The following is a 23,740-nucleotide window of genomic DNA, read 5'->3' on the forward strand; positions in this document are numbered from 1 at the left end:
GCCTGTCCGGCCAGCGGGGGCGGAGACAGGACAGGCCCTGGCGGACTCGGGCGGGCCGTGGGGGAGTTACACCGCGAGCCAGGCGGCCTGGTCCGGGGCCAGGAGGCCGCTCTCGACGGGGCCGCTGGCCAGGAGGACCGAGGTGTGGTCGGGCAGCGGATACGGCTCGGCCGAGAGGTTGACCACGCAGACGAAGCCGGGGTCGCGTCCGAAGGCGAGGACTCCTTCGGGTGCGTCCAGCCAGGTCAGGGTGCCGTCACCGAGGGCGGGGTGTTCACGGCGCAGGTGCAGGGCGGTGCGGTAGAGCTCCAGCACGGAGGTCTCGTCGCCGGTCTGGGCTTCCGAGGTGCGCGACGCCCAGTCGGCGGGCTGTGGCAGCCAGGGGGCGGCGGTGGCACCCTCGGGGCTGAAGCCGTACGGGGCCCTCCGGCCGGCCCAGGGGATCGGCACCCGGCAGCCGTCACGGCCACGGTCCGTGTGACCGGAGCGCTCCCACACGGGGTCCTGGAGGACGTCCTCGGGCAGGTCCTCGACCTCTGGCAGACCGAGTTCCTCGCCCTGGTAGACGTAGGCGCCGCCGGGCAGGGCGAGCATCAGCAGGGCGGCGGCGCGGGCGCGTCGGATGCCCAGTTCCAGGTCGAGAGGGCCTTCCGGCTCGTAGCGCTCGTTGGCCACCCATCGCCTGGCGGCTTTGCGACCGTAGCGGCTGGGGTGGCGCACGACGTCGTGGTTGGAGAGGACCCAGGTGGCGGGCGCGCCCACCGATCCGAGCATGGCGAGTGAGTCGTCGATGACCGTGCGCAGGTCCTTGGGGTCCCAACTGGCCATGAGAAAGTCGAAGTTGAACGCCGTGTGCAGGCCGTCCTCGCGCACGTAGGCGGCGAGCCGCTCGGGCGTGTCCGCCCAGGCCTCGGCGACGAAGGAGCGGTCGCCGGGGAACTCGTCGGCCACCCTGCGCCAGGCGCGGTAGATGTCGTGGACCTCGTCGCGGTCCCAGTGCGGGTGGTCGACATGCTGCCAGGGCCGACCGCCGTCCGGGTCCCGGCGGGCCGGGAGGTCGGGCAGTTCCGGGTGCTTGATCAGGCCGTGGGCGACGTCGATGCGGAAGCCGTCCACTCCACGGCTGAACCAGAAGCGCAGGATCGACTCGAACTCCCGGCGCACCTCGGGATGCTGCCAGTTGAGGTCGGGCTGTTGAGGGGCGAACAGGTGCAGGTACCACTCGCCGTCGGGCAGCCGGGTCCAGGCCGGGCCGCCGAAGCAGGAGACCCAGTCGTTGGGCGGCAGGGAGCCGTCCTTGCCCCGCCCCTCGCGGAAGACGTAGCGCTCGCGCTCCGGGCTGCCCGGCCCCGCCGCCAACGCGGCCTGAAACCACGCGTGCCGGTCGGAGGTGTGATTGGGCACGATGTCGGGGATGACGCGTATCCCGTGCTCGTGCGCCTCCTCGATGAGGCGCTCGGCCTCGGCCACGGTGCCGAAGAGCGGGTCGATCTCGCGGAAGTCGGCCACATCGTAACCGTGGTCCGCCATCGGGGACTTGTACCACGGGTTGATCCAGATGGCGTCCACACCCAGCGACTTCAGGTAGGGCAGACGGGAGCGGATGCCGGCGATGTCGCCGACGCCGTCGCCGTTCCCGTCGGCGAAGCTGCGGATGTAGACCTGGTAGATGACGGCACTGCGCCACCAGGGTGCGGTGGGGGACACGGGTGTGGTGCTCCTTGGGTGTCGAGGGAGAGGAAAGGGAGACGTCTACTTCGCCGCGCCTGCGGTGAGTCCGGCGACGATGCGGCGCTGGAAGAGCAGCACCATGACCACCAGCGGGACCGTGACGAGGACGCCCGCGGCCATCTGGCTGCCGAACGGTGTCTCGTACGTCGTGGCGCCGGTGAACTTCGAGATGGCGACCGGTGCGGTCTGCATGCCGGGCTTGTTGGTCATCGACAGGGCGATGAGGAACTCGTTCCAGGCGGCGATGAAGGTGATGATCGCGGTGGTGAAGATGCCCGGCGCGGCCAGCGGGATGATGACCTTGCGGAACGCCTGGCCGCGGGTGCAGCCGTCGACCATGGCGGCGTGTTCCAGCTCGTCCGGCATCTGCCGGAAGAACGTGGTCAGGTTCCACACCGCCAGCGGCAGTGCGAAGGACATGCTCGGCACGATCATTGCCTGGTAGGTGTTGATCCAGCCGATGTCCGTGAACAGCTTCAGCAGCGGGACCACGATCGAGACCACGGGGAACATCGAGGTCGCGATGACGATGGTCAGGATCAGCCGCTTGAAGCGGAACTCCAGCCGGGCCATCGCGTAGGCGGTGAACGTGGCCAGCAGGAGGGCCAGGGCGGTGGTGACGCCCGCGACGATCAGGCTGTTGAGCAGGGCACGGGAGAAGCCCTGCGCGGGATCGAACACCGCTCGGTAGTTCTCGAAGGACACCGGGGAGGGCAGGAGCGTGGTGTCGAAGATGTCCGAGGTGCGGCGGAGGCTGGAGACCAGCATCCAGTAGAACGGGGCCAGGCAGTAGGCCACGACCGCGATGACACCCGCGTACAGCAGACCGGTGCGCCATTTCGGCGTGACGGTGGTCGTCATGCGGTCACCTCCGTACGGCGGGAGAGGGGCATCCTGCGGCGCCCGCTGTTCCCTCCGCGCCCCTCACCGTTCCCGACGAGGTCCGCGCCGAGCAGCCGTACGAAGGCCAGCGCGATGAGGAAGACGTAGAGGAAGAGGAGTACCGCGTAGGCGGAGGCCGGTCCGAAGCGGACGTTGGACGCCTCGTTCTGCGCGAGCATGGACAGGGTTTCCACCGAGTTCTTCTGGGCGCCGATGAGGATGTAGGGCAGGTCGAACATCCGCAGCGCGTCCATGCAGCGGAACAGCATCGCCACCAGCAGCGCGGGCTTCACCAGGGGCAGGGTGATGTGCCAGAACTGGCGTGGCGGACCGGCTCCGTCGAGGCGGGCGGCCTCGTACACGTCCTTCGGGATCACCTGGAGGCCGGCCAGGACCAGCAGGCCGATGAAGGGGGCGGTCTTCCAGACCTCGGCGACGACGACGGCGACCTTGGCGTGGAAACCCTCGGTGGTCCACAGGACCTGGTGGCCGAGGAGCGCGTTGGCGACTCCGTCGCTGTTGAAGATCCACCGCCACAGCAGGGCGGAGATCGCCGTGGGCACCGCCCAGGGCACGAGGATGCCCGCCCGGACCAGGGCGCGGCCCCGGAAGGCCTTGTGCATGATCAGGGCCATGGCCACACCGGTCACCGTCTCCAGGCCGACCGTGACGACGGTGAAGAGGGTGGTGTTCCAGAAGGCGTTCCAGAAGCGGTCCCCGGCGGCGCCGAAGATGTCGGCGTAGTTCTTCAGCCCGACGAACGGCTCGGTGGTCCGGATGAAGCCGGTCTTCGGGTCGAGGCCCTTGGGCCCGTACAGCGACTCCCGCAGCGCCATGACCGTCGGGTAGAGCACGACGATCGTCAGCACCAGCAGCGTCGGGGACACGAGCAGGGCGGCCATCCGCCCCTCGCCCGCGGTCGCGCGGGTCCGCGTGCTCCGGCGGCTCACCGGCTCGGTACGCTCGCCCGCCGCCCGCTCGACGTCGGTCCTGGGCGGGATCTTGGTGTCAGCCATGCCCCCGCTCCTCACTGCGCCGCCGACTGCTGCAGATCCTTCTGCAGGTCCTTCAGCGCCTGCGCGCTGCTCTTGGTGCCGGTCAGAGCGGCGTACGCCTCCCGCTGGATCGCCGAGGTCACGTCGCCGTACTGCACGACGCGCGGGCGCGGCACGGCACGCAGGATGGACTCCTTGAGCACCGGCAGGTACGGGTACTGCTTGACCAGCGCCGTGTCGTCGTACAGGCCGGCGTACGGCGGGGCGAGAGAGGCGTCCTTGAGGAAGGTGGCAGTGGTCTCCTCGCTGGTCATGAACTTGATGAAGTCCAGGGCCGTGGCCTTGTTCCTGGCGTAGGACGACAGGGCCATGTTGTGCCCGCCCAGGCTGGAGGAGCCGGGCCCGTTCAGGCCGGGCAGCGGTGCGACCGCGTACTTCCCGGCGATCTCGCTCTTGCCGGCCAGCGAGTACACGTACGGCCAGTTGCGCAGGAAGAGCAGCTTGCCCGACTGGAACGCCTGGCGGCCGTCCTCCTCCTGGTAGGTGATGGCCTCCCTGGGAATCGTCCCGTCCTTGACCGAGCCGACCAGGAAGTCCAGGCCCTTCTTCGCCGCGGGGGTGTCGACGTCCGGCTTGCCGTTCGCGTCGGTGACGGAGCCGCCCGCCGAGTTCACGGCCTCGGAGAAGTTCACGGTCAGTCCCTCGTACTTCTGGAACTGCCCGGCGTAGCAGGACATGTCCTTGGCCTCCGGCAGCTTCCTCGCCTTCGCGCAGTCGGCCGTCAGTTGCGCCCAGGTTGTCGGCGGCCTGCTGATGCCGGCCTTCTTCAGCAGGTCGGTGCGGTAGTACAGCATTCCGCCGTCAGAGCTGGCCGGGACCGCGTACAGGCCGCCGCGGTACTTCGCCGTCTCCACCACGGGCTTGAGCATCCTCGCCAGCGGGAACCGCTGTTCGGGCAGCCGGTCGATCCACTGGTGGGCGGCGAACTCCGACGTCCACACGACGTCCACGGAGAGCACCGTGTAGGCGTCGGACTTCGTCTCCGCGTTCTGGATCATCTGCTGGCGCTGCGCGTCCGCGTCCGTCGGCAGCTGGATGAAGGTGACCTTCTCCTTGGGGTGCAGCTTGTTCCAGCGGTCGAGCATCGGCTGGACGGTGCCGGTGGTGTCCTTGCCGGCCACGTAGGTGATGGGGCCGCGGCCCTCGAACGAGGCCGTCCCGGCCGGTCCGGAGTCGCTGCCGGACGAGCCGCAGGCGGTGAGGAGGAGCCCTGAGGCGGCGAGCGTGGCCGAGCACCGGAGCGCTCTGGCGGTCCTGGTCTTCACTGTGTCTCTCCTGGTCGTGCGGAACCGAGGTCGCGGCTGGGTCGCCCTGTAGGGGAGTAGCTGCCGAGACGACTCTGAGATGACTCTGTTGTGAGATTGCGTTGTCACGCTGTCTTGTGGATCAATGCCGCAGGTCAAAGCCTCAAGGGTCGGCTCGAAGGTGAACGCTTTGACTTCCTGGGACAACGTTTGCACGGTAGGGGCGGCAATTCTCCGACGTCAATGCGTTACTTGGCGGTAATGCGACGAGATCGTCTGTGAACGAGCGTGAAAGCGCTGTCACAAAGCCCCTACAGGAAGCGCTGGCTGTGCTACCGTCCGCTCATGCCACCAGCTCAGCGGCACCCCACGATGGCTGACGTAGCCGAACGGGCCGGGGTCTCGACATCCACTGTCTCGCGGACCCTGCGTGGTCTGTCCACGGTCTCGCCGGAGGTCCGTGCCCGCGTCGAGGAGGCCGCGCGCGAGCTGAACTTCGCCGTGTCACGGCAGGCTGCAAGCCTTGTCACGGGCAGGACCGGGACCGTGGCGGTGCTCGTACCGACGCTCGACGCGTGGTTCATGGGAGCCGCCCTGTCCAGCCTGGCTCCGCTGGTGCGGGCGGCGGGCATGGAGCTGAACGTCTACCTGATACCCGACCTGGCCGAGCGCACCTCGTTCTTCGAACGGCTCCCGGCCCGGCGCAACGCGGACGCGCTGCTGGTGTTCTCCTTCGACCTCACCGATGAGGAGACCGCACGGCTGGACAACCTCGGCATGCCGGTCATCTACGTCAGCCAGCACGTCGAGGGGCGGCCGAGCGTATACGTCGACGATGTGGCCGGCGCCCTGCACGGCACCCGGCACCTGCTCAACCTCGGCCACCGCCGGATCGCCTTCGTGCAGACCGTGGGCGCGAGCGGCTTCTCCTTCAGCTCCAACGAGCGGCTGCTCGGCTACCAACAGGCGCTCATCGAGGCGGGTATCCCCCTCGACGACGACCTCGTGGCCGCCACCCGGGTCGGCGACAAGCGAGGCACCGCCGAAGCGCTCGGCAAACTGCTCAGCCTGCGCGAGCCGCCCACCGCGATCTTCGCCGAGCAGGACGAGGTCGCCGTCGCCGTCCTCTCGACCCTGCGCAGGACGCAGATCGCGGTTCCCGAACGGATCTCCGTCCTCGGCTTCGACGACCAGCCGCTGGCCGACTGGTTCGACCTGTCCACGGTGGCCCAGTCACCCTCGGACATCGGCCGCGAGGCCGGCGAGCTGGCCCTGAAGCTCATCGAGGACTCCGACGCGGAACACGAGCGCCACGTCGTCCTTCCCACCCATGTGATCCCGAGGACCACCACCGCGCCCGCCCCTCGCCCTCAGGAGGAGCCGGAGCTCCGCGGCGAGCCGGGGTGACATTCACCCGAATGCGGCACCCGATCGGCCTCGGCCGAGGATCTGGCCGACAGTGGTGCCGGCGCGACGTCCCTCAGCCCCGCCGCAGGAGGATCGGCTCGAATTCGAGGTCCAGCACCTGCTGTTGTAGTACGAGGTGTGGGTGAATCCGGCTTGGCGCAGGGTCTGCCGGTACTGCTCACGCAGGAACGCGACCTTTTAGGAGGGGCGGGGGCTGACCTGGGGTTTGGGCGGCGCCCGACCGCCCACCACGCGGCCGAAGCGGCGCTCTTCGGGCGTGGCGCGAAGATCCGGGACGGTCGCGTTCAGGCGGAGTGGCGGTAGTAGGTGAGGGAGACCTTGACCGGGCCGTCGTTCGAACCGTTGGTGAGCGTGCGGACGATGGCGATGTCCTGGCCGCCCGGGTAGCGGACGCAGAAGCTGCGGCCGGCGCGCAGAGTGGCGAAAGGCAGGGCGGAGGCGGGCTGGGTGCCGATGCCCTTGAGGCAGTCGGTGAGGGTGAGAGGGCCGGCCGGTGGGATGTAGGCGGCGCTGTCATCGGGGACGTAGTACTCGCCGTCCTCGCGGCCCAGGTACCAGGTGGAGTTGTCCTGGGTCACCTTCCCGGACTTGAGATCGAACTCGTAGTCGGAATCGGGGGAGGTGAGTTCGCGGTTCGTGTAGACGGTGGTGTAGCCGGGGACCGTGGTCGGTTGCGGGGGCGTGGAGGGGGAGGACGGGGTGGGGGTGGAGACAGCGGACGGGGGGAGACTGCGGGTGGCGGCGGCGTGCTGGTCGCCGCGGTCGTCGAAGTAAGGGGAGTTGAGCAGGACGTAGGTCATTGCGGAGCCGGCGAGGAAGGCGGCGGTCGTCAGGGGCGCGGTGCGGGCGCCTCGGCGGGTGGTGGTCGCGGTTTTGTGTGCGGCGGGTGCCGACTGCGGTTGGTTGGGCACCGATGTGGTGAGGACGGATGCGGCCGGGGCGTCGGCCGCGGACCGGGCCGGGTCGAGGATCGTGGCGGGCGGGGGAGGCGTGGTCGGCAGGTCGGTGTGGCGGTGGATGTCGCTGCTGATCTGCCGGGGCAGCCAGCCGTCGGAGAAGCGGAGTTCGCCGCCGGTGGCGGGGTGGCTGCGGGCGGCCTCGATCAGCCAGGCTGTGCCCGGCCGGTTCTCGGGGTTCTTGGCCAGGCAGAGCCGGACCAGCTCGTGCAGTCCGTACGGAAGGTGAGAGAGGTCGGGCTCCTCGTGTATCGCCCGGTAGAGGGAGACGGACTCGGGTCCGTCGCCGAAGGGGGGCGTGCCGGAGCCTATGTAGGCGATCAGGGCGCCCAGAGCGAAGACGTCGGTGGCTGGGGTGGCGGGCAGTCCGAGGGCTTGTTCGGGGGCCATGAAGCCTGGTGAGCCGATGCGCAGGCCGGTGCCGGTGAGCGGGTTGGCGTCGGCGGCGCGGGCGATGCCGAAGTCGATGACGCGGGGGCCGTCGGCGGCGACGAGGACGTTGCCGGGCTTGAGGTCGCGGTGGACGACGCCCGCGGTGTGGATCGCCTGCAGGGCTTCGGCGATGCCGGCGACGAGCAGCAGGACGGTCCGTTCGGGGAGCGGGCCGTGGCGGTGGACGACCTGCTGGAGCGAGGGGCCGGGCACGAAGGTGGTGGCGAGCCAGGGGGTGGTGGCGTCGGTGCCCGCGTCGACCACCTGGGCCGTGTAGAGGCCGTGGATACGCCGGGCGCTGGCGACCTCCTGGGCGAAGCGGTGCCGGAACCCGGGATTCTCGGCGAGTTCGGGCCGGACCACCTTGAGCGCGACCGGGCGCCCGCCGACGGTGTAGGCCAGATAGACCCGGCCCATGCCGCCCGCGCCGAGCCGCGCGCGAAGGCGGTAGCCGCCGATTCCACGGGGATCGTCCGGGGACAGCGCCTCGAAGGGCGAGGGCGACGGGGCGCCGAAGGGCTCTGTGGTCATGCTGGCTCCGAGCGGGTCGAGCGGTTGGGACCGGGGCGGGGGTGGGGCGGTCGGGGCGACCGGGTCAGGACACCCCCGGGGTGGCCGCCGACCTGCTCGGCCGGGTGCGGTTGCTGAACGGGGACGCTGAGCCTCCGGGTTATTCGCGGGAGTTGCCGAACAGGATGCGGTAGCCGATGAGCAGCACCAGGGAACCGCCGATCGCCGCGCCCCAGGTGTAGAGGTCGAAGAAGTCCTTCTCCACCGGACGGTCGAGGAAGTGGGCGGAGAGCCAGCCGCCGACGAAGGCGCCCGCGACGCCGATGAGAGTGGTGCCGATCAGGCCGCCCGGGTCGCGGCCGGGCAGCAGCGTCTTGGCGATGGCTCCGGCGAGCAGGCCGAGGATGATCCAGCCGATGATGCCCACGGTGTTGTTCCCCTTGGTTCGCTTGTCTACGCAAGCACTGGCAGTGCTTGGTCGGGTGATGTGAGGGTGGATATGTCGCGGTGACAGAAGGCGTGGGCGCTGCCCAAGGCCGCCTCTTTCAGTCCGCCTCTTTCAGTCCGTGATTTCCTTGGCGGCGCGGATTCCTGACAGGTAGGCGCCGTGGACGGTCTGGTAGGAGTCGCGGTGCGTCGCCTCGCCGGCGAAGTGCACACGGTCGTCCACGGCGGCGGCGAGATGGTCGCGCATGGCCGGTGTGGAGCCGATCTTGTTGTACGAGTAGGAGCCTCGCGCGTACGGGTCGGACGCCCAGCGGGTGATCTGGTAGCCGACAGGCGCGGGGATGTCACTGCCGAAGATGGTTTTCAGCGTGCCCATGGCGCTGTCGACGATCCGGGTGTCGCTCCAGCCTTCGATCGTGCGGCCGAAGTCGGCGGCGTTGAAGCCGAGCAGCACCGGCTGGCCGGTGGGTCGTGTGATGTTGATCCACTGTTCCCACTGGCCGTAGTTGTCCACATCCGGCACGTAGGTCATCCAGTCGGTGTCCGGCCAGAACACCTTGGGGAAGCGGAGGTAGCACTTGTTGAGCACGCCCATGCCGAGCCTGTCGATGGCGGTGCGCTTGGATGCGGGCAGGCCAGGGCCGAACTTGACCGCGCCGCTCTGCAGCACGCCCAGCGGCAGCGTCACCACCACGTGGCCGGCGTGGAACGTGTCCTTGTCGGTGCCGACCGTCACGCCGCTGGAGTCCCAGTCGATGTGCTTGACGACGTGCCCGGTCCGGATGGACAGCCCTCGCGCGAGCAGATCGGTGATCTGGTGGTAGCCGTCCGGGAACAGCACGTCCTTGCCCTTGATGTCCGCGCCGCTGTCGAAGTACAGGGCCGACATCTGGTCCACGCTGCCCGAGTACTCGTGCTCGTAGTCGTTCAGCCCGAAGGAGATCAGGGCCTTGTCGTCGTCCGACAGTGAGGACCAGCCCAGCGCACGCTTCACCACGCTGCGCACCGACGCGTCCTTGTCCGCGTCGTCCTGGTACGAGGCCAGGGCGTCCTCCATCTTGTTCTGCCAGCCCTCGATCGCCTTCTCCTGAGCACCGTCGACCTCGCTGCCGTCGGCGAGGTAGTCGGTGGAGCTGTCGGGGTCGGTGACGACCGTCCGTGCTCTGGCCTTCCTGGCCAGCGCGGCGATCGGATTGTTGTCGATGCCGTGGATCCATGAGGCGCCGAGGTCGAGTGGCACGCCGGCCCACTTCTCGCTGGTCCAGATGCGGCCGCCGATCCGGTTGCGCGCTTCGAGGACCACCACGTCCTCCCCCTGGTCGGCCAGGTGGCGGGCTGCGGCAAGACCGCTGGTCCCGGCACCGACGACGATCACCCCTTCACTGCCGGACGAGGCCGACGTGGTGTTCGCATCGGCCGTGACCTTGCAGGCGGACAAGGAGGTGAGAGCGGCGAGGCTGGGCAGGCCCAGGCTCGCGCTCTGCAGGAAACGTCGGCGGTGCATCGTCATGGCTGTCAACCGATCTGCGATCCGGGACGGGCTCTTGCGGGCATGCCGATGAACGCTCCGTTGCGTTCGACGGTCTGCCCGTGGGCAAAGAAGCCGCGCAGGCTGAAGTGACGTCCCCGATCCGGTCGGGGACCGCCTCAGTACAATGAGGCTGATACTGCAGAGCATGCAATTGAAACATCGGTGTGTCAATAGAGGCATTGGAGATTGGTGGGGCGATGCGTACCGACGCGGCAGAGGTGCTGGACTCGGCGATCCCGGTCCTCGCCAAAGACCGGGCGGCGTCCATGCAGGTCATCGCTGCACGCGCGGGCATCAGCCGGGCGACCCTGGTCCGCCATTTCCCTACCCGCAAGCACCTGGTGCAGGCGATGGCCGAGAAGATCCTGGACGACTGCGACCGGGTCCTGGCCCAGGACGAGGTCGAGGCCGACGCCGCGCCCATGGAGCAGGTACTGGGCGCGCTGGTCGCCGAGTACACGCCGTTCGCCCAACTGTGGAACCTGGTCTACGTCGATCCCGACGTCTCGGGTCTGCCCGAGGCCAGCACGCGGGCCAAGGCGATCTTCGTCCGGACCGTCAAGCTCATGGAACGCGGCCAGAACTCGGGGCTGCTGCGGGGCGACATGCCTGCCACCTGGCTGGCCTCGACGTTCTGCGGCCTGGCCGAGACCGCATGGGAGCTGACACTCGAAGGCCACATGGGCGCCCGTCAGGCCCCGGACTTCATCAACGCGATCCTGCTGCACGGCGCGACCGCCTGACCAGCGCTCAGAACCGCCTGGTCCCAGTCCCTGGCCGACTGGTCACGCGAGCTCGGCAGTGCGCCCGTCCGCGCCTGCTCTGCGACCCGCCGGGCTGTAGCAGTGACGATCGGTCCGTCGAGGTCGCGCCGTAAGCTGCGCCGGGTTTCTGATTCACGGGAGGCGTGAGTGGGGCGGGATATGGTCCTCAGCGGCCGGTACGAGCTGGTCGAAAAGCTCGGGCAGGGTGGCATGGGAACGGTCCATCGGGGAGTGGACCGGCAACTGCGCCGCACCGTCGCAGTCAAGCTGCTCTCCTCCGAGCTGGCCCACGATCCGCAGTCGCGAGCCCGCTTCAGGCGCGAGGCGCACGCGGCCGCCGCGCTGAACCATCCAGCGGTGGCCACCATCCACGACGTCGGCGAGGAGCCGCACCCGGACGGCCCACGGCCCTACTTGGTCATGGAGTACGTGCAAGGCGCCACCCTCGCCGAGGTCCTGGACGGCGGCCCACTGCCCGTCGCCGAGGCGATCAACACGGCCTGCGCGATACTGGACGCGCTGCGGCACAGCCACGAACGCGGCATCGTGCACAGGGACATCAAGCCCTCGAACATCATGCTCACCGGACCCGACACCGTGAAGGTCCTCGACTTCGGCATCGCCAAGGCGTTCACCGAGGCCGCGACCCGTATCACCGGCAGCGGCGCGGCCATAGGCACCCCCGCGTACCTCTCGCCCGAGCAGATCGGCGGCGCCGAGATCGACCACCGGGCCGATCTGTACGCGATGGGGTGCCTGCTGCACGAACTGCTGACCGGACAGACCCCGTTCCGTGGCGATTCGCCGTTCGCCGTCATGCATCAGCACCTGTACGCCGAACCCGAGCCGGTCTCCCGGTTCCGACCGCAGATACCGCCGGCGGTGGAGGCAGTGATCCTGCGCGCACTGCGCAAGGACCCGGCGGAACGATTCGCCGATGCGGGACAGATGCGTGCAGCCCTCGCCGACGCCCTGACACAGGCCTCCATGCCGACGGTCCAAGCCACCACGCCCGCGCCCCCGGCGCCCCGGTCCGGCGCCCGAACCGCTCTCCGGGCCAAGTTCCGTACCTCACTGCGGCCTTCCACCGACAGCGCTCTGGCTCTGCTCGGATGCCTGCTGTCGCTGCTGTGCGCACGCGGTCAACTGGTGGACACCGCTCACTTCGGCCAGGTCGCCATCGCGGCCGGCGTGGTGGGCCTGGTGACGCTGCCGTGGTCCACACGCCTGTCGTGCGCCGTCGGCTGGGGGCCGGTGGCGGAGGCCATGGCGATCAACTCCGAACTGCGGCGCGCCTACCTCGGCTGGGACAAGTCGTACGTCGCCATCGCTGCCCTGCTCGCACTGGCCGCCGCCTGCTGCCTCGTCAGCGCGGCACGCAGCCGGGAACGCGGCGCCGGCTCACTGGTCGCCTTCTGGCTCACTGCCACCGCATCGATCTGGTACTTCCTCGACGACCTGCACAAGCTCTTCGTCTTCTACCTGCTCCTGGCGCTGGTCGCCATTGGCACCGTGTCGTGGGAGACCGTCGTACTCGTGCGGCGCCGGGCCCAGGGCAGGCGGGCAGCGCTGGAAGGGCGTCCGCCAGCGTGACGCCGTCTGACGGCCCTCTCCGGCACATGACGAGAGCGGGGCCCGAAAGCCCCGCCCGAACCCAGCAAAACCCCAGCTCAGGGCCAAACCAAGCAATAAGGCTGATGCCCCGCCTCATGCAACCGATGGCTGAAGTCCTGCCACTCGTGCAGCAGCTGGTACACGTTGAACGCATCCCGAGGCCCACCCCGGTCAGGCACCGTGGACCAGATGAACGCCGCCGCGCCCACCGCTTCCTCGCCGATGCCGCGCAGGGGGTCGACGACCGTCATGGGGAGCTTGACGACCGCGTAGTCGGGGTGCAGGACGACCAGCTCCAGGGGCGGCACCTTGTGCAGGGGCACGCCCTCGATGCCGGTCAGCACCATCGCGGCCATCGTCTCCGGCTTGATCTTGGTGAACATGCCGTTCATGCCCAGCTCGTCGCCGCCGAGTTCCTCGGGACGCATCGAGATGGGGACGCGGGCCGCGGTCGCGCCGTCCGGTGCGCCGAAGTATTTGTACGTCACCCCCACCCGACCACCATTCCTGCTCCCCGCCCGGAGGCGGTCTACCCGGTGCTCGAGCCGGCTGTCGAACTGCCGGTCGTGCCGCTCGGGCTCACTCGGTACACCCTGTGCCTGACGTGCGTCAGCCTGTCGTGCGTCAGTCTGTCGTGCTTCGGTAGTTTCCTCCGCGTCGCGCCGGTGCCTTCCCCGCCGGGCACGTCGAGGACCGAGGTCGTCAGTCCCCTCGCCCAGTCCGCCACCGCGATGCATATCTCCACCCGACTGCTTTTCTAGGACGCGTGGCCCCCGCCGCGCAACCCGATCATCGTGTCAGTGACCTCCCCCACGGCCGCTCGCCGAAACGTGCGGTGAAACACCAGTCCGCAGGATCTTCAACAGCCCCTTACTACTACGTGCCGTATGAGCTGTGTGTATCAGGTCTCAGTCTCGCAGATGGCACAACCGCCATCACGGTTCCGATCTTGAGGTCGGCCGCTTCCGGGGCGAGCCGCGGCCTACCCTGAGGAGGTCACCACGCAACCGGAGTCCGAGAAGTCGGAGAATTCGCACGTCATGAGCGCCATGAGCGAACTGCCCTATCCCTATGAAGCGCCCGTCTCGCAGGCGCTCTTCGACCGTGCGTCCGTCGTCACACCGGGCGGTGTGAACTCGCCGGTGCGCGCCTTTCGTGCCGTGGGCGGCACGCCCCGGTTCATGGTTTCCGGCACGGGACCGTACCTGACCGACGCCGACGGGCGGGAATACGTCGACCTGGTGTGCTCCTGGGGACCGATGATTCTGGGACACTCCCACCCCGAGGTCATCGCCGCCGTCCAGGAGGCGGTAGCGCGCGGTACGTCCTTCGGTACGCCCGGTGAGGGCGAGGTCGCGCTCGCCGAGGAGATCGTCGCCCGGGTGGAGCCCGTCGAGCAGGTGCGGCTCGTCAGCAGCGGCACCGAGGCGACCATGTCGGCGATCCGGCTCGCCCGCGGGTTCACCCGGCGCTCCAAGGTGATCAAGTTCGCCGGGTGCTACCACGGGCATGTGGACTCCCTGCTCGCCGCGGCGGGGAGCGGCGTCGCGACGTTCGCGCTGCCCGACACGCCCGGTGTCACCGGCGCCCAGGCCGGCGACACGATCGTGCTGCCGTACAACGACCTCGAAGCCGTGCACGAGGCCTTCCACCGGCACCCGGGCGAGATCGCCTGTGTCATCACCGAGGCCTCGCCCGGCAACATGGGCGTCGTCCCGCCGGACCCCGGGTTCAACCAGGGGCTCAAGGACGCCTGCCAGAAGAACGGCGCCCTGTTCATCTCCGACGAGGTCATGACCGGGTTCCGTACCAGCCGCGCCGGCTGGTACGGGATCGACGGGGTCAAGCCCGATCTCATGACCTTCGGGAAGGTCATGGGCGGCGGGTTCCCGGCCGCGGCCTTCGGCGGTCGCGCCGACGTCATGGCGCACCTCGCTCCCGCCGGGCCCGTCTACCAGGCCGGCACCCTCTCCGGGAACCCCGTCGCCACCGCCGCCGGGCTCGCCCAGCTGCGGCTGCTCGACGACGCCGCGTACGACAAGGTCGACGCCGTCTCCGAGCAGATCCGGTCCCTCGTGACCGAGGCGCTCAGCAAGGAGGGCGTGGCGCACCGGCTGCAGACCGCCTCCAACATGTTCTCCGTGTTCTTCACCGACCGGCGGGTGCGGAACTACGAGGACGCCAAGCGGCAGGAGTCGTACCGCTTCACCGCCTTCTTCCACTCGCTGCTGTCGAACGGCGTCTACCTGCCGCCGTCGTCCTTCGAGTCCTGGTTCGTGTCCACGGCCCACGACGAGCGGGCCATCCAGAAGATCGCCGACGCCCTTCCGGCGGCGGCCCGAGCGGCCGCGGAGGCCACCGCGTGAGCAACAGCATCACCAGCAGCGACAAGGACGTCACCGTCGTCCATCTCGTGCGGCACGGTGAGGTCGAGAACCCGACCGGGATCCTCTACGGGCGGCTGCCCGGCTACCACCTGTCCGAGCTGGGCCGGCAGATGGCCGACCGGGTCGCCGAGCACCTCTCCTCGCGCGACGTCACCCACGTGGTCGCCTCGCCGCTGGAGCGCGCGCAGGAGACCGCCACCCCGATCGCGAAGGCGCACGGGCTCGACCTCGCCACCGACGAGCGGCTGATCGAGGCCGACAACGTCTTCCAGGGCAAGACCTTCGGGGTCGGGGACGGCGCGCTGCGCAAGCCCGACAACTGGAAGCACCTCGTCAACCCGTTCAAGCCGTCCTGGGGCGAGCCGTACATCGACCAGGTCGTCCGGATGATGGGCGCGCTGAACGCGGCCAAGGACCAGGCCCGCGGGCACGAGGCGGTGCTGGTCAGCCACCAGCTGCCGATCTGGATCGTGCGGTCCTACGTCGAGAAGCGGCGGCTGTGGCACGACCCGCGCAAGCGGCAGTGCACCCTCGCCTCCCTGACGACTTTCACATATCTGGGCGACAGGATCGTCTCCGTCGGTTACGCCGAGCCCGCCATCGACCTCGTGCCGGCTCATCTCCGGGCCGGTGCCAAGCCGGTGAAGGGGAAGAGCAAGGCCTTCGGGGCGTGACGCGCCGGCTGAGGCCGTGAGCCGAAGGCCTCAGCTGACGGCCGCTTCTGACGGTCCGTTTGGAATGGCTTAGGGTTCCTTTGCCGTATCCGTTGCGAAAAACATAAGTATCAGCGGAACCTCCCCGATCGTCGTGCCCTCTGACTGGGTGACCAGCAGCAGGCGCGATGAATCGGGGATTTCCATGCGCACCAACTCCCGGACCCTTTCCCGGAGGGGAATACTCGGCCTCGGCGCGGGCGCGGCGGCTGCCGCCACACTCGCCGGCTGCGGGTCCCTCAAGTCCTCGGACGGCGGCGGGCACGGATCCGGTTCCGGGAACTCGGCCGGGGGCGGCGATGGCAAGAACGGCGGGGCCAAGGCGCGGCCCATCGGCGACGGCTCCACCTCCTTCACCGGCAAGCAGCCGCACCAGCCGGCCAGGCCCGAGCCGCTGGAGCCGGGGCAGACCCCGCCGCAGTTCGTGATCTTCTCCTGGGACGGCGCCGGCGAGGTCGGCAACGGGCTGTTCCCGCGCTTCCTGGACCTGGCCAAGGAGCACGGCGCGAGCATGACCTTCTTCCTCTCGGGGCTGTATCTGCTGCCCGAGGGCAAGAAGCGGCTGTACGAGCCGCCGAACAACCCGCGCGGCGCCTCCGACATCGGCTACCTCAGCGACCCGCACATCAAGGCCACGCTGACCAATGTGCGCCGGGCCTGGCTGGAGGGCCACGAGATCGGCACCCACTTCAACGGGCACTTCTGTGCCGGCAGCGGCACGGTCGGCAACTGGACCGGGGCGCAGTGGGAGAGCGAGATACGCCAGGCCAAGGCGTTCGTGAAGGAGTGGCGGACCAACACCGGCTGGAGCGACCTGCCCTCCCTGCCGTTCGACTACGACAAGGAGCTGGTCGGCGGCCGTACGCCCTGTCTGCTCGGCCAGAACAACCTGCTGCCCACCGCCAAGAAGCTGGGCTGGCGCTACGACGCCTCCTCGCCGGGCGGCCGCCAGGTGTGGCCGGGGAAGAAGCTGGGGATCTGGGACCTGCCGTTGCAGCAGATACCTTTCCCGGGGCGTTCCTTCGAGGTCCTGTCCATGGACTACAACATGCTCGCCAACCAGTCGGTCAACACGACCAAGGCGCCCGCCTACAACTACCCGGGCTGGCGCAAGCAGTCCGCCGGGGCGTACATCGCGGGCTTCGAGCGGGCATACAAGACAAACCGGGCGCCGCTCTTCATCGGCAACCACTTCGAGCAGTGGAACGGCGGCATCTACATGGACTCCGTCGAGGAGGCCTTCAAGCACATCGCGCGCGAGAAGGAGAAGGGTGCGGACGTGCGCCTGGTCTCCTTCCGGCAGTTCGTGGACTGGATGGACGTCCAGAAGCCCGAGGTGCTCGCCAAGCTGCGCACGCTGGAGGTCGGGCAGCAGCCGGCCGGGGGCTGGAAGGGCTTCCTGCGGGACGCCGGGGGTGCCAAGTCGGCCTCCTCGGACGCCACCTGAGAGACTGCCCGGCATTGCGCCTGAAATGTCCGGAGTAAATACCTCCTGAAATGCGGTTTTCTGCCCGCCGGGGGGGTGCGCGAAATCCCCGGAACAGGCATGCGAAACTTTTCACATGAGTACCCGTAGCCGCGCCGCCCTCCTTGGCGCCATGGCCGCCGCGGCGGCCCTGACCCTGTCCGCGTGCGGCAACGGCGGCACCTCCGGCGGGGGCGGCAACACCGGCTTCGTCACCGGCAACAACGGCATCAGCACCGTCCCGCAGGGCAAGCGGGCCACCGCGCCCGACCTGTCCGGCAAGACCATCGACGGCAAGACCCTGGACGTCGCCGACTACAAGGGCAAGGTCGTCGTGATCAACGTCTGGGGCTCCTGGTGCGGACCGTGCCGGGAGGAGGCCAAGTACTTCTCCAAGGTCTCCCAGGCGTACGAGGGCAAGGGCCTCCAGTTCGTCGGCATCAACACCCGGGACACCAGCACCACCCCCGCGGTCGCCTTCGAGAAGGAGCACGGGATCAGCTACCCGAGCCTGTACGACCCCACGGGCAAGCTGATGCTCCGCTTCAAGAAGGGCACGCTCAACCCGCAGCTGATCCCGTCCACGCTCGTCATCGACAAGGACGGGAAGGTCGCCGCGCGGGCGCTGGAGGCGCTCGACGAGACCACCCTGCTGAAGATGGTCAAGCCGGTCCTCGCGGAGAAGTGACGTGAGCGCACTCGTCACACTGGCCGCGCAGAACCAGACCGTCCTCCACGGGGCCCTGCTGGTCGCCCTGCCGATCGCCCTGCTCGGCGGCCTCGTCTCCTTCTTCTCGCCCTGCGTGCTCCCGCTCGTCCCCGGGTACCTCTCCTACGTCACCGGGGTCGCCGGCACCGACCTGGCCGAGGCCAGACGCGGGCGCATGGTCGCCGGAGCCTCCCTGTTCGTCCTCGGGTTCAGCGCCGTGTTCATCTCCGGCGGGGCGCTGTTCGGCTCCTTCGGCTGGACCCTCCAGGAGCACAAGGCCGTGCTGGCCAAGGTGCTCGGCGTGCTCATGATCCTCATGGGCGTGTTCTTCATGGGGCTGATGCCCTGGTTCACCCAGCGCGAGTTCCGCTTCCACCGCCGGCCCACGACCGGTCTGGTGGGCGCACCGCTGCTCGGCGCACTGTTCGGCATCGGCTGGACCCCCTGTCTGGGTCCGACCCTGTCGTCCGTGAACCTCCTCGCCATGGAACAGTCGAGCGCCGGGCGCGGAGCACTACTGATGGTCGCCTACTGCCTGGGCCTCGGCGTGCCCTTCGTGCTCGCCGCGGTCGGCTTCCGCAAGGCGCTCGGTGCCTTCGGCTGGGTCAAGCGCCACTATGTCTGGGTGATGCGCATCGGCGGCACGATGATGATCGTGACCGGTGTGCTGCTGCTGACCGGGGCCTGGGACCGCCTGGTGCAGGAGATGCAGACCTGGTCCGACGGCTTCACTGTGGGGATCTGATCGATGAGCAAGACTGAAACCGCGGGCGGCCAGGAGCAGGAGGACCTGGGGGCGGCCGGCTCCCAGCTGTCCACCGCCCCGCAGGAGGAGACCGCCGCCGTACCGGGCCTCGGCGTCATCGGCTGGACCCGCTGGTTCTGGCGGCAGCTCACCTCCATGCGGGTCGCGCTGCTGCTGCTCCTGCTGCTGTCGCTCGGCGCGATCCCCGGCTCGCTGATCCCGCAGACCGGCGCCGACGCCTCCAAGGTCGAGGACTTCCGCCAGGCGCACAAGACGCTCGCGCCGGTCTACGACAAGCTCGGCCTGTTCCACGTCTACAGCTCGGTGTGGTTCTCCGCGATCTACATCCTGCTGTTCGTCTCCCTCATCGGCTGCATCGTCCCGCGCACCTGGCAGTTCGTCGGCCAGCTGCGCGGCCGCCCGCCGGGCGCCCCCAAGCGGCTGGACCGGCTGCCCGCCTACACCACCTGGCGCACCACCGCCGAGCCGGAGCAGGTCCGCGAGGCCGCGCTCGCGCTGCTGAAGAAGCGCCGCTTCCGTGCCCACCTCGCCGGTGACGCCGTCGCCGCCGAGAAGGGGTACGCCCGGGAGCTGGGCAACCTGGTCTTCCACGTCGCGCTGATCGTGCTGCTGACCGCGTTCGCCTCGGGCCAGATGTTCAAGTCGGACGGCACCAAGCTGATGGTGGAGGGCGACGGCTTCTCCAACGCGCTGCCGATGTACGACGACTTCAAGTCCGGCAGCCTGTTCAGCACCGACGAACTGGTGCCGTTCAGCTTCGACCTGAAGGACTTCGAGGGCACCTACGAGCTGACCGGCCCCAACCGCGGCACCCCGCGCACCTTCCAGGCGAAGATCGCCTACAGCGAGGGCGCGTACGGCAAGGAGAAGCCGGCCACCGTCAAGGTCAACCAGCCGCTGGAGATCGGCGACTCCAAGGTCTACCTGGTCAGCCACGGCTACGCGCCCGTGATCACCGTCCGCGACGGCAAGGGCAAGGTCGTCTACCAGGACGCCGTACCGCTGCTGCCGCTCGACGGGAACGTCACCTCGCAGGGCGTCATCAAGGTCATGGACGGCTACCGCAACGCCCAGGGGCAGAAGGAGCAGCTCGGCGTCCGGGCCTTCTTCCTGCCGACCTACGGCGGCGGCGCCTCGGTGCTCTCGCAGTTCCCCGCGCTGCTGAACCCGGTGCTGAACCTGGAGCCGTACCACGGCGACCTCGGTGTCGACTCGGGCCTTCCGCAGAGCGTGTACCAGCTCGACAAGAGCCACATGAAGGGGTTCAAGGACGCCAAGGGCCTGCAGCTGCGCGGGAACCTCAAGCCCGGGCAGACCCTGAAGCTGCCGAACGGCGCCGGCTCGATCACCCTTGAGAAGGACATCAAGGAGTGGGCCGGCTTCGAGATCGTCCAGGAGCCGGGCAGCGGCTGGGCGCTCGGCGGTGCCCTCGCCGCGATCTTCGGTCTGGCCGCGTCCCTGTTCATCCAGCGCCGCCGCGTGTGGGTGCGGGCGGTGCGCGGCGCCGACGGCGTGACGGTCGTCGAGATGGCCGGGCTCGGCCGCAGCGAGTCGGCCAAGGTGCCCGAGGAGCTGGGCGATCTCGCCGGAACCCTCTATGACCAGGCGCCGGGGGCACCCGACCGCGACTCCAACGAATCCGACGTCGTACCTGCCGAAGGGGCTGAGCAGTGACTCTCGCCGCCGCCACCAACGAACACCTGGCCGGCATCAGCAACACGCTGATCTACTCGTCCATGGCCGTCTACACCCTGGCTTTCTTCGCGCACATCGCCGAGTGGCTCTTCGGCAGCCGCAGCAAGGTGGCCCGTACGGCCGCGGCGCTGACCGCCGCCGGCGAGCAGAAGGCGAGCGGGCCCGCCGTCACCGTCAAGCAGGCCGGGGGTACCGCCGTACTGGAGCGGCCCAAGGTCGTCGTGCGCTCCGCGTCCGGCGCGCGGGACGTGCCGGACGGGCCCGGTGCGCACGGCGGGGACGAGCAGGGCGACCTCTACGGGCGGATCGCCATCTCCCTCACCGTGCTCGCGTTCCTGGTGGAGCTGGGCGGGGTCGTCGCCCGTGCGGCCTCCGTGGAGCGGGCGCCGTGGGGCAACATGTACGAGTTCAACATCACCTTCTCCACGGTCGCGGTCGGGGTGTACCTCGGGCTGCTGGCGCTGAAGAAGAACGTGCGCTGGCTCGGCCTGTTCCTGGTCACCACGGTCCTGCTCGACCTCGGTCTGGCCGTCACGGTCCTGTACACCGCGAGCGACCAGCTCGTCCCGGCCCTGCACTCGTACTGGCTGTACATCCACGTCTCCACCGCGATCTTCTGCGGTGCGGTGTTCTACGTCGGCGCGGTCGCCACGATCCTGTACCTGTTCAAGGACTCGTACGAGAACAAGCTGCAGACCGGCGGCGAGCCCGGCAGGTTCGCGACCTCGGTGCTGGAGCGGCTGCCCGCCTCCGCCTCGCTCGACAAGTTCGCCTACCGGGTCAACGCGGCGGTCTTCCCGCTCTGGACCTTCACGATCATCGCGGGCGCGATCTGGGCGGGCGACGCCTGGGGCCGCTACTGGAACTGGGACCCCAAGGAGACCTGGTCCTTCATCACCTGGATCGCCTACGCCTGCTACCTGCACGCCCGGGCCACGGCCGGCTGGAAGGGCCGCAAAGCCGCCTACCTGGCGATGATCGCCTTCGCCTGCTGGCTGTTCAACTACTACGGCGTCAACATCTTCGTGAGCGGCAAGCACTCCTACGCGGGCGTGTAGACCTCCTGACACGAAGGCCGGTTCCCGTGACGTGGATCACGGGAACCGGCCTTCGTCGTACGACAGGCAAGTGTCGTGGACACGAATCTGCGAAGGCGCATCCGCGCGGGGGACCACGGAGCCTTCGGCGACCTCTTCGACGCGTACGCACGCGCCGTCTACAACCATGCCTACCGGCTGACGGGGGAGTGGGCGACCGCCGAGGACGTCGTCTCGCTGACCTTCCTGGAGGCGTGGCGGCTGCGCGCGCGGCTCGACGAGGAGGGCGGGTCCCTGCGGCCCTGGGTGCTCGGCATCGCCACCAACGTCAACCTCCCCCACTCTCGGCTTCGCTCGAGCGGGGGCACCCCCATCACCCGCCGCGCGGCGCGAAGACACGCGGCCGCGGTCGCCAGGCTGCCCCGCGACGAGGCGGTGCGGGACTTCGCCGACGAGGTCGCCGGGCGCCTGGACGACGCCGGCCGGCTGGCGCTCGTGCGCACCGCACTGGCGCAGCTGCGGCGGCCCGAGCGCGAGGTGCTGGCGCTGTGCGTGTGGTCCGGCCTCGACTACACGGCCGCCGCCGAGGCGCTCGGCGTGCCCGTGGGCACCGTGCGCTCACGGCTCTCCCGCGCCCGGAAAAAACTCGCGAAACATATGGAACTCCCCCGAACCCGCGAACAGATGAGAGGTGACCGCACCACCGCGGTCGGGCCCCTGAGGGAGGGAAACCGATGAGCACGCTGCCCGAGAGAGACCTTCCGCCGGCCCGTCACCGACTCCTCAAGGAGCATCTGTTGACCGAGATCCGGCGTGAACCGCAGAAGTCCGCACGCACCAGGTGGCTGCGGCCCGCGCTCGCCGCGGCCGCCGTGGCGACGGCCGCCGCCGTCACCGTCGTACTCCTGCCGTCGTCGCACGGCGGCACGACCGTCGCGCGGCCCCCGGCCACCGCCACGGCCCTGCTGGAGGACATCGCGCTGGCGGCCGAGCACGCGGACACCTACGGCGACATCAAGGACGGCCAGTACGTGTACGTGGACAGCAAGGTTTCCGACGCGTCGCAGGAGGAGGGCAAGCCGATCGACATCCCGCCGCCGCACCGCCGGGAGCAGTGGACCCCGGTGGACGGCAGCCGCAAGGGGCTGATCCGTGAGGCGGGCCGGGGCCAGTGGACGACCGACCCCGACCCGAAGCAGGGAGCGGAGGGGTACGAGGTCTCCACCAACTACCGGCACCTGTCCACCTGCCCACCGACCCGGACAAGATGTACGACTGGCTGCGCGAGACCGCCCCGAAGTACAGCGGACAGGAGCCGAATCAGGCCATGTTCGTGCTGGTCGGCGACCTGATCCGGGACGCGATGGTGCCGCCCGGGCAGAGCGCGGCGCTCTACCGGGCGGTCGCCCGGATCCCCGGCGTGCGGGTCGTGAAGAACGCGGTGGACGGCGCCGGGCGGCACGGGGTCGGGATCGCGCGCCAGGACCCCGGCAACCCCACCATGGAGGAGTGGATCTTCGACGCGAAGACCCACGCGTTCCTGGGCGAGCGCGAGGTGGCCACGGGGGACCTGCCGAAGGCCGGGATCAAGAAGGGCATGGTCCTGGGCAGTGCGTCGGTGCTGCGCCGGGACGTCGTCGACAGCGCAGGTCAGCGCCCGTAACGGGTGCGGATCCGCGGGGCCGGGGTCACGCTGGTGTCATGAGCGGTTCCATCGAACAGGGCACCAGCCGGACGCACGGGAACACGCACATACTCCACTTCCTGGTGCGTGTCCCGCGGCGCATGGAGGAGGTCTGGGTGGCGGTGGCCACCCCGGCGGGGCTCGCCTCCTGGTTCACCGCCGCCGAAGCCCTGGAACCCAGACTCGGCGGCACGGTCACCCTGCGTGACGTGGGTTCCGGGCGCGTCACCGCGTGGGACGTCGACCGGGTGGCGGAGTACACGGTGGAGGGCGGCGGCCGGATCCGGTTCCATCTGGAGCGGGACGGCGAGGACGCGAGCGTGCTCCGCTTCACCCGCGAGTTCCAGGGCGAGGGCGAGCCGGAACCCCGCTGGCGGGCCCGCTTCGAGCGATTGATCGAGGTGCTGGGGGGCGTCGACTGAGGTAGGCCTCGAAGTCGTACTCGGCCTCGGACACGACGACGAGGGAGTCCAGGGTCCCCGACAGGAACATCCACGGCTGCTCGAGCGTGTCCCGCAACCGCGCCGTCCAGCCGTGCTCCGGGACCCGGCACTCCAGCCAGGGAAGGATCCCGAGGTGGCTCGCCACGTAGACGCGGCTGGTGATGCCGTTCGCGGCCAGCAGTCCTTCGATCCACGCGTCGAGCTCCCCCGGCGATGTGTCGTCGGGGACCGACTCAGTCGGGTCCGT

Annotated in this window: 22 protein-coding genes; 14 read left to right on the plus strand and 8 right to left on the minus strand. The window is 69.4% G+C overall.

The window, feature by feature from the left end; all coding sequences use genetic code 11:
* Positions 1-66: 66 nt before the first annotated feature.
* Genes ACFY3C_RS20895 through ACFY3C_RS20910 form a run of 4 tightly spaced genes read right to left on the minus strand, consistent with a single transcriptional unit; the run spans position 67 to position 4,933 of the window.
* Positions 67-1,707 (minus strand): glycoside hydrolase family 13 protein, encoded by a 1,641-nt coding sequence (locus tag ACFY3C_RS20895; RefSeq protein ID WP_390771821.1) that lies wholly within the window; start codon positions 1,705-1,707, stop codon positions 67-69.
* A 45-nt stretch (positions 1,708-1,752) separates the two neighbouring features.
* Positions 1,753-2,592 (minus strand): carbohydrate ABC transporter permease, encoded by an 840-nt coding sequence (locus ACFY3C_RS20900; protein ID WP_386577046.1) that lies wholly within the window; start codon positions 2,590-2,592, stop codon positions 1,753-1,755.
* Positions 2,589-3,629, minus strand: a complete 1,041-nt coding sequence (locus ACFY3C_RS20905; protein ID WP_390771822.1) for a carbohydrate ABC transporter permease — start codon at positions 3,627-3,629, stop codon at positions 2,589-2,591. The genes ACFY3C_RS20900 and ACFY3C_RS20905 overlap by 4 nt, the downstream gene beginning before the upstream one ends.
* Before the next feature lie 11 nt (positions 3,630-3,640).
* Positions 3,641-4,933 carry an ABC transporter substrate-binding protein gene (locus ACFY3C_RS20910; RefSeq protein ID WP_390771823.1) on the minus strand — a complete coding sequence of 431 codons (1,293 nt, stop codon included), beginning with the start codon at positions 4,931-4,933 and terminating at the stop codon, positions 3,641-3,643.
* 351 nt (positions 4,934-5,284) lie between these two features.
* Between ACFY3C_RS20910 and ACFY3C_RS20915 the strand changes: the two genes are divergently transcribed.
* Complete coding sequence (locus tag ACFY3C_RS20915) at positions 5,285-6,319, plus strand: LacI family DNA-binding transcriptional regulator (protein ID WP_390771990.1); 1,035 nt, start codon at positions 5,285-5,287, stop codon at positions 6,317-6,319.
* 305 nt (positions 6,320-6,624) lie between these two features.
* Here the strand turns inward: ACFY3C_RS20915 and ACFY3C_RS20920 are convergent, their stop codons facing one another.
* The 3 genes from ACFY3C_RS20920 to ACFY3C_RS20930 all read right to left on the minus strand — a co-directional run bounded on the left by ACFY3C_RS20920 (position 6,625) and on the right by ACFY3C_RS20930 (position 10,195).
* A complete protein-coding gene (locus tag ACFY3C_RS20920; RefSeq protein WP_390771824.1) occupies positions 6,625-8,259 on the minus strand; it encodes a serine/threonine-protein kinase in 1,635 nt (544 codons plus the stop codon).
* Positions 8,260-8,398: 139 nt separating this feature from the next.
* Complete coding sequence (locus ACFY3C_RS20925) at positions 8,399-8,665, minus strand: GlsB/YeaQ/YmgE family stress response membrane protein (protein ID WP_386577051.1); 267 nt, start codon at positions 8,663-8,665, stop codon at positions 8,399-8,401.
* Positions 8,666-8,797: 132 nt separating this feature from the next.
* The gene (locus ACFY3C_RS20930; RefSeq protein WP_390771825.1) at positions 8,798-10,195 is read right to left on the minus strand and encodes a flavin monoamine oxidase family protein; all 1,398 of its coding nucleotides are present in this window, start codon (positions 10,193-10,195) and stop codon (positions 8,798-8,800) included.
* Positions 10,196-10,413: 218 nt separating this feature from the next.
* On the opposite strand from ACFY3C_RS20930, the gene ACFY3C_RS20935 reads away from it, so the two are divergent.
* A complete protein-coding gene (locus ACFY3C_RS20935) occupies positions 10,414-10,959 on the plus strand; it encodes a TetR/AcrR family transcriptional regulator (protein WP_390771826.1) in 546 nt (181 codons plus the stop codon).
* 180 nt (positions 10,960-11,139) lie between these two features.
* Positions 11,140-12,573 (plus strand): protein kinase, encoded by a 1,434-nt coding sequence (locus ACFY3C_RS20940; protein ID WP_390771827.1) that lies wholly within the window; start codon positions 11,140-11,142, stop codon positions 12,571-12,573.
* Between the two features lie 77 nt (positions 12,574-12,650).
* Here ACFY3C_RS20940 and ACFY3C_RS20945 read toward each other — a convergent pair whose 3' ends face one another.
* Positions 12,651-13,088 (minus strand): hypothetical protein, encoded by a 438-nt coding sequence (locus tag ACFY3C_RS20945; RefSeq protein WP_003974483.1) that lies wholly within the window; start codon positions 13,086-13,088, stop codon positions 12,651-12,653.
* Positions 13,089-13,643: 555 nt separating this feature from the next.
* On the opposite strand from ACFY3C_RS20945, the gene hemL reads away from it, so the two are divergent.
* The 11 genes from hemL to ACFY3C_RS21000 all read left to right on the plus strand — a co-directional run bounded on the left by hemL (position 13,644) and on the right by ACFY3C_RS21000 (position 23,472).
* Positions 13,644-14,960 (plus strand): glutamate-1-semialdehyde 2,1-aminomutase, encoded by a 1,317-nt coding sequence (hemL, locus tag ACFY3C_RS20950; RefSeq protein WP_390771991.1) that lies wholly within the window; start codon positions 13,644-13,646, stop codon positions 14,958-14,960.
* Positions 14,957-15,655 (plus strand): histidine phosphatase family protein, encoded by a 699-nt coding sequence (locus ACFY3C_RS20955; RefSeq protein WP_389187243.1) that lies wholly within the window; start codon positions 14,957-14,959, stop codon positions 15,653-15,655. The genes hemL and ACFY3C_RS20955 overlap by 4 nt, the downstream gene beginning before the upstream one ends.
* Positions 15,656-15,839: 184 nt before the next feature.
* Positions 15,840-17,141 (plus strand): hypothetical protein, encoded by a 1,302-nt coding sequence (locus ACFY3C_RS20960; RefSeq protein WP_390771828.1) that lies wholly within the window; start codon positions 15,840-15,842, stop codon positions 17,139-17,141.
* Positions 17,142-17,256: 115 nt separating this feature from the next.
* Entirely contained in the window at positions 17,257-17,847 is a 591-nt protein-coding gene (locus ACFY3C_RS20965) for a TlpA family protein disulfide reductase (protein WP_390771829.1), read from the plus strand.
* Between the two features lies 1 nt (position 17,848).
* Positions 17,849-18,613 carry a cytochrome c biogenesis CcdA family protein gene (locus tag ACFY3C_RS20970; RefSeq protein ID WP_386577057.1) on the plus strand — a complete coding sequence of 255 codons (765 nt, stop codon included), beginning with the start codon at positions 17,849-17,851 and terminating at the stop codon, positions 18,611-18,613.
* A gap of 3 nt (positions 18,614-18,616) precedes the next feature.
* Positions 18,617-20,308, plus strand: a complete 1,692-nt coding sequence (locus ACFY3C_RS20975) for a cytochrome c biogenesis protein ResB (protein ID WP_390771830.1) — start codon at positions 18,617-18,619, stop codon at positions 20,306-20,308.
* Entirely contained in the window at positions 20,305-21,387 is a 1,083-nt protein-coding gene (gene ccsB, locus ACFY3C_RS20980) for a c-type cytochrome biogenesis protein CcsB (protein ID WP_386577059.1), read from the plus strand. Before ACFY3C_RS20975 ends, ccsB begins: the two co-directional genes overlap by 4 nt.
* Before the next feature lie 75 nt (positions 21,388-21,462).
* Positions 21,463-22,104 (plus strand): RNA polymerase sigma factor, encoded by a 642-nt coding sequence (locus ACFY3C_RS20985; protein WP_390771831.1) that lies wholly within the window; start codon positions 21,463-21,465, stop codon positions 22,102-22,104.
* Positions 22,101-22,718: a hypothetical protein gene (locus ACFY3C_RS20990; RefSeq protein ID WP_390771832.1), complete on the plus strand. Its 618-nt coding sequence runs from the start codon at positions 22,101-22,103 to the stop codon at positions 22,716-22,718. The genes ACFY3C_RS20985 and ACFY3C_RS20990 overlap by 4 nt, the downstream gene beginning before the upstream one ends.
* The gene (locus ACFY3C_RS20995; protein ID WP_390771833.1) at positions 22,634-23,029 is read left to right on the plus strand and encodes a CU044_5270 family protein; all 396 of its coding nucleotides are present in this window, start codon (positions 22,634-22,636) and stop codon (positions 23,027-23,029) included. The genes ACFY3C_RS20990 and ACFY3C_RS20995 overlap by 85 nt, the downstream gene beginning before the upstream one ends.
* A gap of 38 nt (positions 23,030-23,067) precedes the next feature.
* Complete coding sequence (locus ACFY3C_RS21000) at positions 23,068-23,472, plus strand: hypothetical protein (protein WP_390771834.1); 405 nt, start codon at positions 23,068-23,070, stop codon at positions 23,470-23,472.
* Positions 23,473-23,740 lie beyond the last annotated feature (268 nt).

This window comes from Streptomyces sp. NPDC001410 (assembly GCF_042895235.1).
In the GTDB taxonomy this organism is placed as follows: Bacteria; Actinomycetota; Actinomycetes; order Streptomycetales; family Streptomycetaceae; genus Streptomyces.

Bases quoted from the DNA above. Each gene is read 5' to 3' on its own strand.
- ACFY3C_RS20900 (WP_386577046.1), bottom strand. From the start codon at position 2,592: ATGACGACCACCGTCACGCCGAAATGGCGCACCGGTCTGCTGTACGCG.
- ACFY3C_RS20905 (WP_390771822.1), bottom strand. From the start codon at position 3,629: ATGGCTGACACCAAGATCCCGCCCAGGACCGACGTCGAGCGGGCGGCG.
- ACFY3C_RS20915 (WP_390771990.1), top strand. From the start codon at position 5,285: ATGGCTGACGTAGCCGAACGGGCCGGGGTCTCGACATCCACTGTCTCG.
- ACFY3C_RS20920 (WP_390771824.1), bottom strand. From the start codon at position 8,259: ATGACCACAGAGCCCTTCGGCGCCCCGTCGCCCTCGCCCTTCGAGGCG.
- ACFY3C_RS20930 (WP_390771825.1), bottom strand. From the start codon at position 10,195: ATGACGATGCACCGCCGACGTTTCCTGCAGAGCGCGAGCCTGGGCCTG.
- ACFY3C_RS20935 (WP_390771826.1), top strand. From the start codon at position 10,414: ATGCGTACCGACGCGGCAGAGGTGCTGGACTCGGCGATCCCGGTCCTC.
- ACFY3C_RS20940 (WP_390771827.1), top strand. From the start codon at position 11,140: ATGGTCCTCAGCGGCCGGTACGAGCTGGTCGAAAAGCTCGGGCAGGGT.
- hemL (WP_390771991.1), top strand. From the start codon at position 13,644: ATGAGCGAACTGCCCTATCCCTATGAAGCGCCCGTCTCGCAGGCGCTC.
- ACFY3C_RS20960 (WP_390771828.1), top strand. From the start codon at position 15,840: ATGCGCACCAACTCCCGGACCCTTTCCCGGAGGGGAATACTCGGCCTC.
- ACFY3C_RS20965 (WP_390771829.1), top strand. From the start codon at position 17,257: ATGAGTACCCGTAGCCGCGCCGCCCTCCTTGGCGCCATGGCCGCCGCG.
- ACFY3C_RS20975 (WP_390771830.1), top strand. From the start codon at position 18,617: ATGAGCAAGACTGAAACCGCGGGCGGCCAGGAGCAGGAGGACCTGGGG.
- ACFY3C_RS20990 (WP_390771832.1), top strand. From the start codon at position 22,101: ATGAGCACGCTGCCCGAGAGAGACCTTCCGCCGGCCCGTCACCGACTC.
- ACFY3C_RS20995 (WP_390771833.1), top strand. From the start codon at position 22,634: ATGTACGACTGGCTGCGCGAGACCGCCCCGAAGTACAGCGGACAGGAG.
- ACFY3C_RS21000 (WP_390771834.1), top strand. From the start codon at position 23,068: ATGAGCGGTTCCATCGAACAGGGCACCAGCCGGACGCACGGGAACACG.